The sequence below is a fragment of the Streptomyces canus 299MFChir4.1 genome (assembly GCF_000383615.1).
GTDB lineage: Bacteria > Actinomycetota > Actinomycetes > Streptomycetales > Streptomycetaceae > Streptomyces > Streptomyces canus_C.
The window spans coordinates 76,217-90,930 of record NZ_KB911594.1; the positions used below are offsets into that span (position 1 = coordinate 76,217).

The following is a 14,714-nucleotide window of genomic DNA, read 5'->3' on the forward strand; positions in this document are numbered from 1 at the left end:
TGGGGACTGTGCCGCGGATGGCCGCGTGCCGGTTGTTGCCGTCGATATTCACATCCTGACTTCCTGAATAGAACTAGTCAATACGTTCTCGCGTCAGCCTCGGTAGGAGAGGGATGTTTCCGGACAGGGATGTTTGCCTGGACATCCGAGGTACGGGTGACGAGCAGGACGGGGACGTGATGGACGGGGACGTGATGGACGAGTACGGCAGCACCGGCGAGGGGCGGGCCGCCCGCCGGGACGAGGCGGTGCGGGCGGCCGTGGAGCAGGGCCTGCTGGGGCCGGACACCCCCGTCGTCGGACTTCTCGACGTCACCGGCATCCGGGAGTCCGCGGCCGAGCTCCGCGCCGCCTTCGACGAGGTCACCGCGCCGGGCACGCCGGTGCTGCACGCGTTCGCGGTGAAGGCGACCCCGCTGGTTCCGGTGCTGCGGCTGCTGCGCGAGGAGGGCATCGGCGCGGAGGTGGCGAGCCCGGGCGAACTGGCGCTCGCGCGGGCGGCGGGGCTGCCACCGGAGCGGACCGTCCTGGACTCGCCCGCCAAGACGCCCTCCGAGCTCAGGGAGGCGCTGGCGCTGGGGATCGCCGTCAACGCGGACAACCCGCAGGAGCTGGACCGCGTCGACGCGCTCATGCGGTCGGCCGTCAGCCGCTCCCCGCTAGGGATCCGGGTCAACCCGCAGGTCGGCGGCGGCTCCATCGGGGCGACCTCCACGGCCACCGCGACCTCGAAGTTCGGGGTGGCGCTGCGGGACGAGGGGGCGCGCGAGTGGGTCGTGCGCGCCTACCTCGACCGGCCCTGGCTCTCCCGGCTGCACGCGCACACCGGTTCGCAGGGCATCCCGCTGTCCCTGATGACCCAGGGGGTCGCGGAGACCTATGCGCTCGCCGAGGAGATCAACCGGCGGATCGGGCGGCCGCAGATCGACACGATCGACATCGGCGGCGGGCTGCCGGTGAACTTCGCCTCGGACGTGACGACACCGACGTACACCGAGTACGCGCGGGCGCTCAGGGAGGCGGTGCCGGGGCTGTTCGACGGGCGGTACGGGCTGGTGACCGAGTTCGGGCGGTCGCTGCTGGCCAAGCACGGCACGATCGTGGCGCGGGTGGAGTACGCCAAGAGCGCGGGCGGGCGAGCGGTCGCGGTGACGCACGCGGGCGTGCAGGTGGCGACGCGGACGGTGTACGTGCCGGGGTCGTGGCCGCTGAGGATCGCGGCCTACGACGGCAAGGGACGGCCCAAGAGCGGGGCCGAGGTGGTGCAGGACGTGGCGGGGCCGGCCTGCTTCGCGGGCGACCTGCTGGCCGAGGGGCGCGCGCTGCCGCTGCTCGGCCAAGGGGACTACGCGGCGGCGCTGGACACGGGCGCGTACTACTTCGCGCACCACTACGCGTACAACTCGCTGGCCCGGCCGGGCATCTACGGCTTCGCCCCCGACCGGGCGGGAGGCGTCCGCTTCGCGACCGTGCGGGATCCCCAGACGCTCGCCTCGATCGTGGCCGAGTCCGGAGGGGCGCACGCCGGTGCGCTCACCACCCTCCACGCCCCCGGGAGCAGTTGACACACACCGACCGGTCCGCCGATCAATGGCCCCGCGAACCAGGCAAGTTGACCCACTCTAGCCACTCCGAGCATGTTCCACCGGAAAATGCCGGATCCCTCACTCCTCGCGCACACGTTGCGTAGTTTCGGCGTCACTCAGCCGAACCCCAGGTGGGAGGGGAACCACGGTGCAGGGAATCGACGAGTGCCTGCTGGAAGCCATGCGGCTGCCGGGCGCGCGGGGGGCCGCGCTGGTCGACTGGACGAGCGGGCTGGCCCTGGGAGCCGTCGGGGAGTCCCCCGGCGGCGACCAGGAGGCGGCCGCCGCGGAGGCCGCCGAGCTCGCCCGGCTCGCCGCCGAGCAGCGCGCCTTCGCCTCCGGGAGTTCCCAGGCCACCGAGCCGGGAGCCGCCGAGGAGGAGCCGGACCCGCCGGTCGAAGACCTCATCCTCAGCAACCGGGACAGCTACCACGTCCTCAGGTTCGTGCCGACGTCCTTCGACAGCAGTGTGTTCCTGCACCTGTGGCTGGCCCGCGCGGAGGGCAACCTCGCGCTGGCCCGGATCCGGCTCGGTGAGATGGCCGGACGGCTGGAGCTCGGATGACGACGGTCCCGGCCATGCCCGCCACCCCGCCGCCCCGGCTGCCGGTGCGCGACAAGGCGGGCGCCCTGGACCGCGGCTGGGGCGGTGTCTCCCCGATGCTGACCCGACTGGCCGCCGAGCGCGCCACCGGTGTCCTGGTGCGCGAGCGCGGCACCCTGCACCTGGCCGACGGCAAGGTGGTGCACGCCGAGAGCCCGGCCGCCCCCGGCACCGACGTCCTCCTCGCCGCCCACGGCACGCTGGACCCCGACATCTGGCGGCAGGCCCTGGCCGAGAGCGTCGCGAGCACCGGCGGTGCCGGCACCGGGGTCCGCCGCCTCACCGGCGCCGAGGCCGTGCACCGGGCGGGCCGCCGGCTGGTCGCGGGCGGGCTGCTCACCCCGGGTGCCCTGGAGCTGTGCCGGCTGACCGCGCTGTACGACGCGGCGTACTTCGCCCTCTCCCCGAGCAGCACCCCGGGCCGCTTCCGCTACGGCACCGAGGACGGACCTCAGGCGCCCGCCGACGCGCCCCCGGAGCCCGACGGCACCCCCGGCGTCCCGCACCCGGTGCCGGTCGCCGACCTGGAGCGCGAGACCCTGCGCCGCCGCGACCTGCTGCACCGCATCTGGCCCGACGCGCTGCCGGACGAGGTGCCGCTGACCCGGGAGCACCGCCCCGCGTCCCCGCCGCTGCCGGCCCGGCGACTGGCGGTGCTGGCCCGTGTCGACGGCATCCGCACGGCGTCGGAGATCGCGCGCGAACTGGGCCGCCCGGCCTTCCACACCCTGGTGGACATACGGCGTCTGGTGGCGGCCGGAGTGGTCGCGCCCCGCCCGCCGGTGTCCTTCACCGAGCCTCGGCCCGGGCCGCCGGGCGACGGTGTCCCCGTCGAGCCCGTCGATCCCCACACCACCTTGCTGAAGAGGCTCAGGGATGCGCTGGAGGCCCTTTGAGCGGCAGCGGATCCGCGCCGAGAGGAGAGACCTGATGGCAGCAGCTCAGGACGCGATCCTGGAGGAGCTGCGCCGGCTCAGAGCCCGGGTGCCGCAGCTCACCGGCGCCCTCGCGGCCGACGCCGACGGTCTCGTCCTGGCCCAGGACACCCCGGGGGTCGACCCGGAGGCGGTGGCCGCGCTCACCGGGACCACCCGGGCACTCGCCGCCCAGCTGGCCGACGTGACCGGCCAGGGGGACCTGCGCGAACTGCTCGTACGGGGCGTGTACGGCTACGTCGCCACGTACGCGGCGGGCGCCGGGGCCGTCGTCACGCTGCTCGCGCAGGACCGGGTCAACGTCGGCCGCCTCCACCTGGAGGGCCGCCGGGCGGGAGCCCGGATCGCGGAGCTCGTCGACAGCGCGGCCGCCGAGCCCACCGAAACCATCACGAAGGCGCCCGCGAAGCCCGCTCCGGCTCGTGCCAGAGCGGCCCGCACGTCCCGGGCCAAGCCCGTGGACGCCCGCGCCGCGGCCACCGCACCGACGGCGGCCCGCACCACCACCGAAAGTTAGCGAACCGAGGAGACACAGTCATGGCCAACACCGAAACCGCGCTGAAGGAGGCCCTCGCCTCCATCGAGGGCGCGACCGGCGTCGCGCTCGTCGACTACACCAGCGGCATGGCGCTCGGCACCATGGGCGGCAGCAAGGGCTTCGACCTCAACGTGGCCGCCGCCGGCAACACCGACGTGGTCCGCGCGAAGATGCGCACGATGGAGCACCTCGGGCTCAAGGGCCAGATCGAGGACATCCTGATCAGCCTGTCCGACCAGTACCACCTGATCCGCCTGATCAGCGGACGCGGTGGCAACGGCCTCTTCCTCTACCTGGTCCTGGACGCCAAGCGCTCCAACCTCGCCATGGCCCGCCACCAGCTGCGGGCCATCGAAGCCGACCTGGAGGTGTGACCCGGCACCGCCGGTACTAGACCAGGGCCGCGGTGCGGCGGCGCGCTCCTCCCGGGGCCGCGTCGCCCGCCGCGACACCCGTGCTGCGGTACGCCTTGACCGCCTTGCCGGCCGGGCGTCCGCCGCGTGCGTCGAGCCAGTCGACCCGCACCCACAGCAGCGCGTCCCCCTCCCGCTCGCGCCGCCCGAGCCAGGCGGCCTTGAGCCAAAGGCCGGCACCGCACCCGGCGAGCAGCATGCCGCCGGCGACAGGCACCGCGAACGAGGTCAGCAGCGCGACCAGCGAGGCCAGCAGGAGCCACCAGCGGTGCCCGCGACGCCAGTTGCGCACACTGACCGCGCGGTCCTGGAGCACGTCGTGCTTCCCGGCGCGGACGGCCGCCCGCCCCAGCGCGGTGTACCGCTTGCGGCGGCCGTACGACACCACCGCCACCGCCACGATGAACAGCGCGGCGCCCGCCATCACCCCGATCCGGCGCCCGGTCAGGCCCGGGATCAGCAGCCCGACGCCCGCCGCGCACACTCCGAGCCACCACAGCGGTGCGGCCCCGGCGCGCACGACGACGGCCACCCGAGCCAGCCCCTGAACCCTGCGATCTCCGCGTGCCACGTCCCGCCTCCTCGTCGTCCTGGCACAGTTCTGACGGTCCGGGAGGGTAGCGGGCGAACGTGAGACGAGCCTGAAAAAACGCGGCCCTATTCCACGAACAGTCCCCGGGCCGCGGCCCGCGCGTCGAACTCCTCCAGGCGGGCCTGCGCGTCCGGCAGGTCGTCGCACATCGCCTCCAGCAGCACCCGGCCCAGCAGCATCGGCGCGCAGGCGGTGTCGAAGGCGAGGCCGGTGCCGACGGCGGCGGGCAGCAGCAGGTCGGAGACCTTGGCGACCGGCGCGAAGGCGGAGTCGGCGACGGTGACGACGCTCAGGCCCGCCTCCTTGGCGTAGGCGAGGGTGTCGACGACCTCGCGCGGATGCCGGGGCAGCGCGAAGCACAGCAGGGTCGAGGCGCCCGCGCGGACGGCGGCGTCGATCCGGTCGTGGATCATCGTGCCGCCCTCGTTGAGCAGCCGTACGTCCGGATGGACCTTGGCGGCGAAGTAGGCGAAGCCGTACGCCTGGGAGGCGGCGGCCCGCAGCCCGAGCACCGGCAGGGGGCGGGAGGCGGCGAGCAGCCGCCCGGCCTTCTGCACCGGGCGGGGGTCGGCGAGGATCTCCGCCAGGTGCTTGAGGTTCTCGATCTCGGCCTCGACGGCCTGCTGGTACTCGTTGTACGACGCGGAGGCCGCCGTCTGCTCGGCGGGCGCGACCTCGCGAAGGTGCCGGCGCAGGGCCGGGTAGCCGTCGAAGCCGAGGGCGACGGCGAAGCGGGTGACGGAGGGCTGGCTGACCCCGGCCAGCTCGGCCAGCTCCACGCTGGACAGGAACGGCACGTCCCCTGCCCGCCGCACCATGCTGTGCGCGATGCGCCGCTGGGTCGGTGTGAGCCGGTGCCCCTCGAACAGCGCCTGAAGCCGTCCCGCGGGAGTGTCCGCCACACCCGCCCCGCCCATGTCGCTCATGCCTCGATCCCCCTCCAGATGTCCGTGAACCGGTCGAGCAGCGCGGCCGCCGCCGTCACGTCGCCCGTGAGCGGCCGGTCGGCCGTGTCCTGCGCCAGCACCGCCTCGGCGAGTTCCAGCGCCCGGCCCACCGGGAGGTCCGGGTCGGCCCTGAGACCGCGCTGGCGCAGCGCCCGTACGGCGGCGACGAGTTCGCAGCCGACGACGAGACGGTACGCGCCGCACGCGCGCAGTGTCTGGCGTGCGGCGAGCGAGGCGAAGCTGGCCTGTTCCTCGACGCCTCGGGAGAGTACAGCGTGGCCGAGCGAGGCGGGCGCCGAGAAGGCCCGCAGGTCGCCGAGGGCCGCTCCGGCGGCGTACTCCAGGATCATCACGCCGGAGGAGGCGGGCTCCTGGTCGGCGAGGAAGGGCCTGAGGCGGGTGAAGACGGGCTCGTTCAGGGTGGAGAGCCGGGACGTGGACAGCCGGGCGACCTGGGTGAGGGCCAGCCTGAAGTGGTCCAGGGCCAGGGCGAGTTGGGCCTGGTAGAAGCCGCCGTGGTGGTAGGCGGCCATGTCCTCGGGGGAGATGAGGGGGTTCTCGGCGGCCGCGTTGATCTCGATCGCGATGACCTCCTCCAGGGCGTCGGCCGCGTCCTGGGCGGGCCCGTGGATCTGCGGGAGACACCGGAAGCCGTACGGATCCTGGATGCGGCCGAGCGGTGGGGTGGGCCGGTCCTCGGCCCCGATCAGCTTCCGCATCCGCCGGGCCACTTCGGCGGACCCGCGGTGCGGGCGGGCCGCGTGCACGGGGGCGGCGTACGCCTCGTGCGACCCGTCCACGGCCAGCAGCGACAGCGCCCCGACGACCTGTGTGGCCTCGACGAGCCCGCGCAGTTCGTGCAGTGCGAGGGCGGCCTGGCCGAGGGTGAGGGCGTTGCTGCTGATGAAGGCGAGGGCGTCGTTGTTGTCGAGGGGCTGGGGCTCGGGGGCGCCGGCCTCCCTCCAGGGGTGCTCCCCCGCCAGCGCCAGTCCCACCTGGGCCAGCGCCGCGATGTCACCGGTGCCCACCGAGCCGAACTCGTTGACGACCGGGTACGCGCCGTTCTCCAGGGCCTCGCACAGGGCCGTGACGACGGTCGGCCGCAGTCCCGCGCCGCCCGCCAGGACCTGGTTGGCGCGGACCGCGAGCATCGCGCGGACCTGCCGGGCCGGGAGCTCCTCGCCGATGGCGCCGGCGTGGCTGCGCAGCAGCCGCAGCCCGTGTTCGGCGGCCGCCTCGGTGGGCACGTCCTCGTTCCGGTTGGCGCCGACGCCGGTCGAGCGGCCGTAGACGCGTCCGGTCGCGGCGATCTGGCGGGCGGCGTCCCAGGACTCCGCGACCCGCTTCATCGCGTCGGTCCCGGGCACCGGGCGCGCGCTCCCGTCGGCGAGGCGGGCGACGTCCGCGACGTCGAGCCCGATCCCGTCGAGGACCACCAGGCCGGTGTGGCCCACTGAGACGGGATCAGGACTGTCCACGATCCGAGACGACATCTAGCCCAAACTCCCCTCAATGCGGACATCTGATCTTGCCTGGCGGTCATCCGTTACCTCGGATTAACACCGAACCGTTGACAACCTATTCAGGTACCGAGAACTCTGCATGACGTTATACAGCCGGGCAAGGGACAACTCATGATCCAGTTCGACGCGGTCCACAAGCGCTTCCCCAACGGCACGACAGCAGTGCACGATCTCACCCTCGACATGCCGGAAGGCGGCGTCACCGTCCTCGTCGGATCCTCCGGTTGCGGCAAGACGACCACCCTCAGGATGATCAACCGGATGGTCGAACCGACCTCCGGCACCATCAAGGTCGGCGGCAAGGACGTCACCCGGCAGGACGCGGCCGAACTGCGCCGCTCCATCGGCTACGTCATCCAGCAGTCCGGCCTCTTCCCGCACCGCACGGTGCTGGACAACATCGCCACCGTCCCGCTCCTGCTCGGCCACGGCCGCAAGAGGGCCCGGGCCCGCGCCGCCGAGCTCCTGGAGACCGTCGGCCTGACCGCCGAGTCCGGCAAGCGGTACCCGCACCAGCTCTCCGGCGGCCAGCAGCAGCGGGTCGGCGTCGCCCGCGCGCTCGCCGCCGACCCGCCGGTCCTGCTCATGGACGAACCCTTCGGCGCGGTCGACCCGGTCGTACGCACCCAGCTCCAGGACGAACTGCTCCGGCTCCAGAAGGAGTTGAACAAGACCATCGTCTTCGTCACACACGACGTCGACGAGGCCGTCCGCCTCGGCGACCGCATCGCGATCTTCCGCACCGGCGGCCACCTCGTCCAGTGCGCCCCTCCCGCCGAACTCCTCGCCCGCCCCGCCGACGACTTCGTGGCCGACTTCCTCGGCGCCGAGCGCGGCCTGAAGCTGCTCTCGCTGAAGACCCTGGCCGAGGTCCCGCAGGGCCCGGCGCCGGAAGGGGCCGCCTGGTCCCTCGTGTGCGACGCGGCGGGCAGGCCCCTGCACTGGGCGGCCGACGACGCCGAGGTGCCCGTACGACCGCTCAAGGACGGCGACTCCCTGCTCGCCGCCCTCGACGAGTCCGTCGCCTCCCCCGCCGGCCTGGTCGCCCGCGTCGACGCCGACGGCGTCCTCACCGGGGTCACCTCCCGCAACGACATCCACCGGCACGCCGGCCGGGCCCACACGGAAGCCCGGGTGGCCGCATGACCATCGACTGGTCGTGGATATCCGGCCACACCGACGACCTGACCACCCTGACGATCTCGCACCTCCAGGCAGCGCTCTCGGCGGTCTTCTTCGGCCTGCTGATCAGCCTCCCCCTCGCCGTGGTCGCCCATCGGATCCGGCCCCTGCGCGGCTTCCTGCTCGGCCTCTCGAACGTCCTGTTCACGATCCCCTCGATCGCGATCTTCGTGCTCCTGCTGCCGATCAGCGGCCTCACCCGCACCACGACCGTGATCGGCCTGACCGTCTACACCCTGGTCGTCCTGCTGCAGAACACCGTCGAGGGCCTCGACTCGGTCCCCGCGAAGACCAAGGAGGCCGCGAAGGCGATGGGCACCCGCCCGTTGCGCACCCTCCTCACCGTCGAACTCCCCCTCGCCCTGCCCGTGATCATGGCGGGCGTACGGATCGCGACCGTCATGTCGATCTCCCTGGTGTCGGTCGCCACCTACATCGGCGACGGCGGTCTCGGCCAGCTCTTCACCGACGGCTTCCAGCGCGACTTCCCGACCCCGGTGATCGCGGGCGTGGTCCTCACGCTCCTGCTCGCCGTGGCCGCGGACGCCCTGCTGGTGGCCCTCCAGTACGTCCTGACCCCGTGGCGGCGGAGGCGAGCCTGACATGTACGAACTCATCAAGAACCTCGGCACCTGGCTGACCAGCGGCTCCCAGTGGACCGGGACCGACGGCATCGCCCACCGGCTCGCCGAGCACCTGCAGTACTCGCTGCTCGCGACCCTCGTCGCGGCCGCGATCGGCCTTCCCCTCGGCCTGCTCATCGGTCACACCGGCAAGGGGGCCTTCCTCGCGATCAACCTCGCGTCCTTCGGCCGCGCCCTGCCCACCGTCGGCCTGGTCGTGCTGGTCTTCCTGGCCGGCGGCCTGTCCATGCTCCCGGTCTACGTCGCCCTCGTCGCCCTCGCGGTCCCGGCGATCGTCACCAACACCTACGCCGGCATGACGGCCGTGGATCCGGATGTGCGCGACGCCGCCCGCGGCCAGGGCATGCGCGGGCATCAGGTCCTGTTCCAGGTCGAACTGCCCCTCGCGCTCCCCCTGATCATGACCGGCCTGCGCCTGGCACTCATCCAGGTCGTCGCCACCGCGACCATCGCGGCGTACGTCTCCTTCGGGGGCCTCGGCCGCTACGTCTTCGACGGCCTCGCCCAGCGCGACCTCGTCCAGGTGCTCGGCGGGGCGGTGCTGGTCGCCGTGATCGCCGTCGCCCTCGACCTGCTGCTCTCCGCCCTCCAGCGCTTCCTCTTCCGTCACCGCACCGCGTAAGGACCCCTCCGATGAACCGACGCACCCTCCTCGGCGGCCTCCTCGCGGCGGCCTCCGTCCCCGCCCTCTCCGCCTGCTCCAGCGGCATCACCTCCCTCGACGGCGGCGGCACCACCTCCGGCGGCAGCGGCTCCAGCAAGGGCGGAGTCACCATCGGCACCGCCAACTTCACCGAGAACCAGGTCCTCGGCTACCTGTACGCGGCCGTGCTCCAGCAGGCCGGCGTGAAGGTGAAGGTCCGCCCCAACCTCGGCACCCGCGAGATCGTGATCCCCGCCCTCAAGGCGGGCGACATCGACCTGCTGCCCGAGTACCAGGGCGCCCTCCTCAACTACCTGGCCCCCAAGGACGCCTCCGCCGAGCCGGGCACCATGCAGAACGCCCTCACCCTGGCCCTGCCCGCCGGCCTCCAGGTGCTCCCGTACGGCCAGGCGGCCGACTCCGACTGCTTCGTCGTCACCCGGGCGACCGCCAGGAAGTACGGCCTCGTCACCCTCGCCGACCTCGCCAAGCAGAACGGCAAGCTGGTCATCGGCGCCGCACCCGAGGTCAAGAAGCGCCGGGTGGGCGCGGTCGGCCTCAAGGAGGTGTACGGCGTCGAGTTCAAGGAGTTCAAGTCCCTCGACTCGGACGGTCCGCTCGTCAAGGGCGCCCTGAAGAAGGGCGATGTCGACGTGGCGAACCTCTTCACCACCGACACCGACATCGCGGCCGACGACTGGGTGGTGCTGACCGACCCCAAGAACCTCATCCCCAGCCAGCACATCGTGCCCCTCATCGCCGACCGCAAGGCCGACGACACCGTCCGCAAGGCCCTCGCCCGCCTCGGCAACGTCCTGACCACCGCCCAGCTGACCCAGCTCAACAGCCAGGTCGACAACGACAAGAAGGACCCGGAGGACGTGGCGAACGCGTATGCGAAGCAGCACGGGCTGACCACGGGCTGATCTGGGAAGGGCCCCCGCCGCAACAGGGGGGCTAACCCCAGTGCAGCGGGCGGTCCCGCTGCCTACCGTGGACCCCATGACCGGAATGGATGCGCGGGACCCCGAACTCAAGAAGGAACTCAACGCCACCCTGCAGGCCCGCAGGGAACTGGGCGAGGAGTACGAGTCCGCGCTGGTCGACTCGTTCCTGGAGAAGGTCGACCAGCGGATCGACGGCGCCGTGGACCGCCGGCTGCGCCGGCAGCTCGCCGAGCAGCAGATGGTGACCGCCCGGGGAGCCCGCTCGCCCAAGCCCACCGACTCCTTCGGCGAACGCTTCGGCTTCGGCATCGTCTCCCTGGTGCTGGCGATCCCGCTCTCCGCGATCGGCGGCGGCGTCGCCCACCTGCCCGGCCTGCTGGTCTCCTGGGTCGGCATCGTCGGCGTCAACGCCTTCCAGGCGCTCCGCGTCAACCCGGACCTCTTCCGCGGCGGCCGGCGCGGCAAGCCGTCCTCCCGGACCAGCGACTGGGAAGGCTGACCCGGCGCTCACACCTGCGCGGTCGGCAGCACCATGACCTGGCGCAGGTTGACGTGCCGGGGCCGGCTGGTGACGTAGGCGACGACGTCGGCGAGCTCGGCGGCCGCCAGCGTGCCCATCGCCTCGACCATCCCGCCGACCTGCGCCCGCAGCCCGTCGTTGTCGATGTGCGTGGCCAGTTCGGACTCCGTCAGCCCCGGCTCGATGTTGGTGACCCGCACGCCCCGCGGCCCGAACTCGTTCCTCAGCAGCGCGGAGAGATGCGTGACCGCGGCCTTCGTCGCCCCGTACACGGCGTAGTTCGTGAAGCCCGTGACGTGCGCGCCGATGGACGAGACGTTCACCAGGTCCGCGCTGCGCCCCTGCGCCGCCGCCTCGTCGAGGTCGCCGGCGAAGGCGCCGATGACCCGCAGGACACCGGTGACATTGGTGTCGATCATCCGCTGCCACTCGTCGACCCGGGCGTCGACGATCGGGTTCGGCAGCATCACGCCCGCGTTGTTCACCACCAGGTCGACGGCCCCGTACGCCGTGTGCACACGCTCCACGGCGGCCGCCACGGACGCGTCGTCGGTCACGTCGGCGACCACGGCCAGGGCCTGTCCGCCGTCGGCCCGGATCTTCCCGGCGATCGCCTCCAGCCGCTCACCGCGCCGGGCGAGCAGCGCGACCCGCGCCCCCTGCTCGGCCAGCAGCACGGCCGTGGCCTCGCCGATACCGCTCGCCGCCCCGGTGACGACAGCGGTACGTCCGGCCAGATTCTCGTACGACATGTTGTGCTCCTCGGTGCATGCCCGCCGGGGCGACTCCCCGGCCTCGTCCACCACCCTGCGGCGCCCGGGCGGTCCTACCCAGGGATGCGCTTTTCCTGGGTCTGCCGGTACCAGGTTCGAAAGCCGCGCCTCCCCTACGATCGAACCCATGGACGGGGACCTCGGAGACTTCTTGCGTTCACGCCGCGCCCGCATCCGGCCCGAGGAGGTGGGGCTGCCCTCGCACGGGCGGCGCCGCGTGCCCGGGCTGCGCCGGGAGGAGGTGGCGCAGCTGGCCGGCGTGAGCGTCGACTACTACATCCGTCTGGAGCAGGGCCGCGGTCCTGGGGGCCCCTCCCGGACGAAGTCCGGGGGAGTCTCGGACGCCGTGCTGGACGCCGTCGCGCGCGTCCTGCGCCTGGACGAGACCGAACGCGACTACCTGCACGCGGTGGCCCGCCCCCGCCGACAGGCCGCACGTCCCGCCAGCCCCCGCGTCCGCCAGGGCGTCCAGCTCCTGCTCGACAGCATGGACCGCACCCCGGCCTTCGTCCTCGACCGCCGGATGACCGTCCTGGCCTGGAACGCCCTGGCCGACGCGGTGTTCGGTTACAGCGGTACGACGGCCAGGACGCGCAGCATTCCGCGGCAGGTCTTCCTCGACCCCGCCGCACGCGACCTCTACCCGGAGTGGCAGGCGGTGGCCTCTCAGTGCGTGGCCCATCTGCGGGTCCTGGCGGGCCATCACCAGGACGACCGCGAACTGACCTCGCTGGTCGGCGAGCTCTCCCTCAAGAGCGAGGACTTCCGCCGGCTGTGGGCCGACCACCAGGTCAAGGAGTGCGCCTACGGCGTGAAGCGCCTCCGGCATCCGGTGGCGGGCCTGCTCGTCTTCGCGTACGAGACCCTCACCGTCCCGGGAGACGGCGACCAGAGCCTGCTCGTCTACACCCCGGAACCGGGATCGGAGACGGCGGAGCGGCTGGCGCTGCTGGGCAGCTGGGCATCGAGCGCCGCCCGCTGAACCTCGCTCACTGAACGTCGCTCACTGAGACCGCCTGCTGAGGCCCCCCGCAAAAGAAATATCGCGGGGACCGCCGCACCCCCGTTAACGGGGGGCGGGACGACGGCGGTCCCCGCGAGGGACGTCGACCGGGTCAGGCCAGGTCTCACGTCCGGCGTCCATGGAGGTCCGGGAGCCGCTCCGGAGGTCCTTGGACGTTTCGGTGCCGGCTGGGGCGGGGAGCCGCTCCCGCCCTGCCGACATCCACCAATGTGCCGGACCCGTGTTAAGCGTGTGCTGCGTGGACGTGACGCGCTCGTACCAGTTCCGCGAAGTCCACCTTTTCGGTGGGAAACCGCAAGTCCGCCGCCGGCACCCGGCGTTCACCGGAGGTTTGCCGTCACTTCCCGCCCTTGGCGAGGAAGGCCAGCAGATCCTGGCGGCTGATGACTCCGGTGGGCTTGCCCTCCACGAGGACGATCGCCGCGTCCGCCGAGCCGAGGACCGACATCAGGTCGCCGACCGGCTCGCCGGAGCCGACCTGGGGAAGGGGGGCCGACATGTGCTTCTCCAGCGGGTCCTCCAGCGAGGCCCGCTGGGTGAACAGGGCGTCGAGCAGCTCGCGTTCGACGACCGAGCCGACGACCTCCGCGGCCATCACGTCCGGGTGACCGGCGCCCGGCTTGACGATCGGCATCTGCGAGACGCCGTACTCCCGCAGCACGTCGATGGCCTCGCCGACCGTCTCGTCCGGGTGCATGTGGACGAGGGAGGGGATGGCGCCGTGCACCTTGTCGTTCAGGACGTCGGCGACGCGGGCGCTGGGGCCCTCGTCCTCCAGGAAGCCGTAGTCGGCCATCCACTCGTCGTTGAAGATCTTCGAGAGGTAGCCGCGCCCGCTGTCCGGGAGCAGGACCACCACGACGCCGTTCTCGTCCAGGCGCTCGGCGACCCGCAGGGCCGCGACGACGGCCATGCCGCAGGAGCCGCCCACCAGCAGGCCCTCCTCCTTGGCGAGGCGGCGGGTCATCTGGAAGGAGTCCTTGTCGGAGACGGCGACGATCTCGTCGGCGACGGTCCGGTCGTAGGCGGTCGGCCAGAAGTCCTCGCCGACACCCTCGACGAGATACGGCCGCCCGGAGCCGCCGGAGTACACGGACCCCTCGGGGTCGGCGCCGACGACCTGGACCCCGCCGTCACTGGCGTCCTTCAGGTACCGGCCGGTGCCGGAGATGGTGCCGCCGGTGCCGACACCAGCCACGAAGTGGGTGATCCGCCCCTCCGTCTGCTCCCACAGCTCGGGGCCGGTGGAGTGATAGTGGGAGAGCGGGTTGTTGGGGTTGGAGTACTGGTCGGGCTTCCACGCACCGGGCGTCTCGCGCACCAGCCGGTCGGAGACGTTGTAGTACGAGTCCGGGTGCTCGGGGTCCACGGCGGTCGGGCAGACGACGACCTCGGCGCCGTAGGCCCGCAGGACGTTGATCTTGTCGGTCGACACCTTGTCGGGGCACACGAAGATGCACTTGTACCCCTTCTGCTGCGCCACGATGGCGAGCCCCACCCCGGTGTTTCCGCTGGTCGGCTCGACGATGGTGCCCCCGGGCTTGAGCGCGCCGCTCTCCTCCGCCGCCTCGATCATGCGCAGGGCAATGCGGTCCTTCACGGATCCGCCGGGGTTGAAGTACTCGACCTTGGCCAGGACGGTCGCCTTGATGCCCTTGGTCACGTTGTTGAGCCTCACCAGCGGGGTGTTGCCGACGAGGCTGATCATCGAGTCGTGGAATTGCACCGTTGTCTCCGGATGCTTGCAAAAGAAAGTGGTCCTAGTGGTCCGGCCAGCCTATGGCCTGTTCGGGCGCCATGACGGTCGTTCACTCCCCGTTGGGATTGGGCCACGGTCCGTGCG

16 protein-coding genes are annotated in these 14,714 nt (G+C 72.4%); 11 read left to right on the top strand and 5 right to left on the bottom strand.

The annotated features are described in order from the left end of the window. The first annotated feature begins 179 nt into the window (after positions 1-179). The 5 genes from H293_RS0126150 (at position 180) to H293_RS0126170 (ending at position 4,037) form a co-directional block, all read left to right on the top strand. Positions 180-1,565 carry a type III PLP-dependent enzyme domain-containing protein gene (locus H293_RS0126150; RefSeq protein WP_020120799.1) on the top strand — a complete coding sequence of 462 codons (1,386 nt, stop codon included), beginning with the start codon at positions 180-182 and terminating at the stop codon, positions 1,563-1,565. 169 nt (positions 1,566-1,734) lie between these two features. Further along, the gene (locus H293_RS0126155) at positions 1,735-2,151 is read left to right on the top strand and encodes a hypothetical protein (protein WP_020120800.1); all 417 of its coding nucleotides are present in this window, start codon (positions 1,735-1,737) and stop codon (positions 2,149-2,151) included. After that, positions 2,148-3,086 (top strand): hypothetical protein, encoded by a 939-nt coding sequence (locus tag H293_RS0126160; RefSeq protein WP_020120801.1) that lies wholly within the window; start codon positions 2,148-2,150, stop codon positions 3,084-3,086. The genes H293_RS0126155 and H293_RS0126160 overlap by 4 nt, the downstream gene beginning before the upstream one ends. A gap of 34 nt (positions 3,087-3,120) precedes the next feature. Continuing rightward, a complete protein-coding gene (locus tag H293_RS0126165; protein WP_020120802.1) occupies positions 3,121-3,642 on the top strand; it encodes a roadblock/LC7 domain-containing protein in 522 nt (173 codons plus the stop codon). A 20-nt stretch (positions 3,643-3,662) separates the two neighbouring features. Next, entirely contained in the window at positions 3,663-4,037 is a 375-nt protein-coding gene (locus tag H293_RS0126170) for a hypothetical protein (RefSeq protein WP_020120803.1), read from the top strand. A 16-nt stretch (positions 4,038-4,053) separates the two neighbouring features. On the opposite strand, the gene H293_RS0126175 is transcribed toward H293_RS0126170, so the two are convergent. The 3 genes from H293_RS0126175 to H293_RS0126185 all read right to left on the bottom strand — a co-directional run bounded on the left by H293_RS0126175 (position 4,054) and on the right by H293_RS0126185 (position 7,108). Next, positions 4,054-4,647, bottom strand: a complete 594-nt coding sequence (locus H293_RS0126175) for a hypothetical protein (protein WP_028808208.1) — start codon at positions 4,645-4,647, stop codon at positions 4,054-4,056. A gap of 86 nt (positions 4,648-4,733) precedes the next feature. Then, on the bottom strand, positions 4,734-5,585 hold the full coding sequence (locus H293_RS0126180) for a MurR/RpiR family transcriptional regulator (protein WP_020120805.1): 852 nt from the start codon (positions 5,583-5,585) through the stop codon (positions 4,734-4,736). A gap of 5 nt (positions 5,586-5,590) precedes the next feature. Further along, complete coding sequence (locus H293_RS0126185; RefSeq protein ID WP_028808209.1) at positions 5,591-7,108, bottom strand: aromatic amino acid ammonia-lyase; 1,518 nt, start codon at positions 7,106-7,108, stop codon at positions 5,591-5,593. 141 nt (positions 7,109-7,249) lie between these two features. Here H293_RS0126185 and H293_RS0126190 point away from each other — a divergent pair, with 141 nt between their 5' ends. The 5 genes from H293_RS0126190 to H293_RS0126210 all read left to right on the top strand — a co-directional run bounded on the left by H293_RS0126190 (position 7,250) and on the right by H293_RS0126210 (position 11,053). Then, positions 7,250-8,284 (top strand): ABC transporter ATP-binding protein, encoded by a 1,035-nt coding sequence (locus H293_RS0126190; RefSeq protein ID WP_020120807.1) that lies wholly within the window; start codon positions 7,250-7,252, stop codon positions 8,282-8,284. After that, positions 8,281-8,922: an ABC transporter permease gene (locus H293_RS0126195; RefSeq protein WP_020120808.1), complete on the top strand. Its 642-nt coding sequence runs from the start codon at positions 8,281-8,283 to the stop codon at positions 8,920-8,922. Before H293_RS0126190 ends, H293_RS0126195 begins: the two co-directional genes overlap by 4 nt. Before the next feature lies 1 nt (position 8,923). Then, positions 8,924-9,586 (top strand): ABC transporter permease, encoded by a 663-nt coding sequence (locus H293_RS0126200; RefSeq protein WP_020120809.1) that lies wholly within the window; start codon positions 8,924-8,926, stop codon positions 9,584-9,586. An 11-nt stretch (positions 9,587-9,597) separates the two neighbouring features. Next, positions 9,598-10,533 carry an ABC transporter substrate-binding protein gene (locus tag H293_RS0126205; RefSeq protein ID WP_020120810.1) on the top strand — a complete coding sequence of 312 codons (936 nt, stop codon included), beginning with the start codon at positions 9,598-9,600 and terminating at the stop codon, positions 10,531-10,533. Between the two features lie 76 nt (positions 10,534-10,609). Then, positions 10,610-11,053: a hypothetical protein gene (locus H293_RS0126210; protein ID WP_033415691.1), complete on the top strand. Its 444-nt coding sequence runs from the start codon at positions 10,610-10,612 to the stop codon at positions 11,051-11,053. Between the two features lie 8 nt (positions 11,054-11,061). Here the strand turns inward: H293_RS0126210 and H293_RS0126215 are convergent, their stop codons facing one another. Beyond that, the gene (locus H293_RS0126215) at positions 11,062-11,826 is read right to left on the bottom strand and encodes an SDR family oxidoreductase (RefSeq protein WP_028808211.1); all 765 of its coding nucleotides are present in this window, start codon (positions 11,824-11,826) and stop codon (positions 11,062-11,064) included. Between the two features lie 148 nt (positions 11,827-11,974). Between H293_RS0126215 and H293_RS0126220 the strand changes: the two genes are divergently transcribed. After that, positions 11,975-12,829 (top strand): helix-turn-helix transcriptional regulator, encoded by an 855-nt coding sequence (locus tag H293_RS0126220; protein ID WP_020120813.1) that lies wholly within the window; start codon positions 11,975-11,977, stop codon positions 12,827-12,829. A gap of 379 nt (positions 12,830-13,208) precedes the next feature. Here the strand turns inward: H293_RS0126220 and H293_RS0126225 are convergent, their stop codons facing one another. After that, positions 13,209-14,597, bottom strand: coding sequence for a cystathionine beta-synthase (locus H293_RS0126225; RefSeq protein ID WP_020120814.1), 1,389 nt, complete (start codon positions 14,595-14,597; stop codon positions 13,209-13,211). Between the last annotated feature and the right edge of the window lie 117 nt (positions 14,598-14,714).

Coding starts and splice junctions, on each gene's coding strand:
- H293_RS0126150 (WP_020120799.1), top strand. CDS start 180: ATGGACGGGGACGTGATGGACGAGTACGGCAGCACCGGCGAGGGGCGG.
- H293_RS0126215 (WP_028808211.1), bottom strand. CDS start 11,826: ATGTCGTACGAGAATCTGGCCGGACGTACCGCTGTCGTCACCGGGGCG.
- H293_RS0126210 (WP_033415691.1), top strand. CDS start 10,610: ATGACCGGAATGGATGCGCGGGACCCCGAACTCAAGAAGGAACTCAAC.
- H293_RS0126220 (WP_020120813.1), top strand. CDS start 11,975: ATGGACGGGGACCTCGGAGACTTCTTGCGTTCACGCCGCGCCCGCATC.
- H293_RS0126165 (WP_020120802.1), top strand. CDS start 3,121: ATGGCAGCAGCTCAGGACGCGATCCTGGAGGAGCTGCGCCGGCTCAGA.
- H293_RS0126160 (WP_020120801.1), top strand. CDS start 2,148: ATGACGACGGTCCCGGCCATGCCCGCCACCCCGCCGCCCCGGCTGCCG.
- H293_RS0126195 (WP_020120808.1), top strand. CDS start 8,281: ATGACCATCGACTGGTCGTGGATATCCGGCCACACCGACGACCTGACC.
- H293_RS0126200 (WP_020120809.1), top strand. CDS start 8,924: ATGTACGAACTCATCAAGAACCTCGGCACCTGGCTGACCAGCGGCTCC.
- H293_RS0126190 (WP_020120807.1), top strand. CDS start 7,250: ATGATCCAGTTCGACGCGGTCCACAAGCGCTTCCCCAACGGCACGACA.
- H293_RS0126205 (WP_020120810.1), top strand. CDS start 9,598: ATGAACCGACGCACCCTCCTCGGCGGCCTCCTCGCGGCGGCCTCCGTC.
- H293_RS0126170 (WP_020120803.1), top strand. CDS start 3,663: ATGGCCAACACCGAAACCGCGCTGAAGGAGGCCCTCGCCTCCATCGAG.
- H293_RS0126180 (WP_020120805.1), bottom strand. CDS start 5,585: ATGGGCGGGGCGGGTGTGGCGGACACTCCCGCGGGACGGCTTCAGGCG.
- H293_RS0126185 (WP_028808209.1), bottom strand. CDS start 7,108: ATGTCGTCTCGGATCGTGGACAGTCCTGATCCCGTCTCAGTGGGCCAC.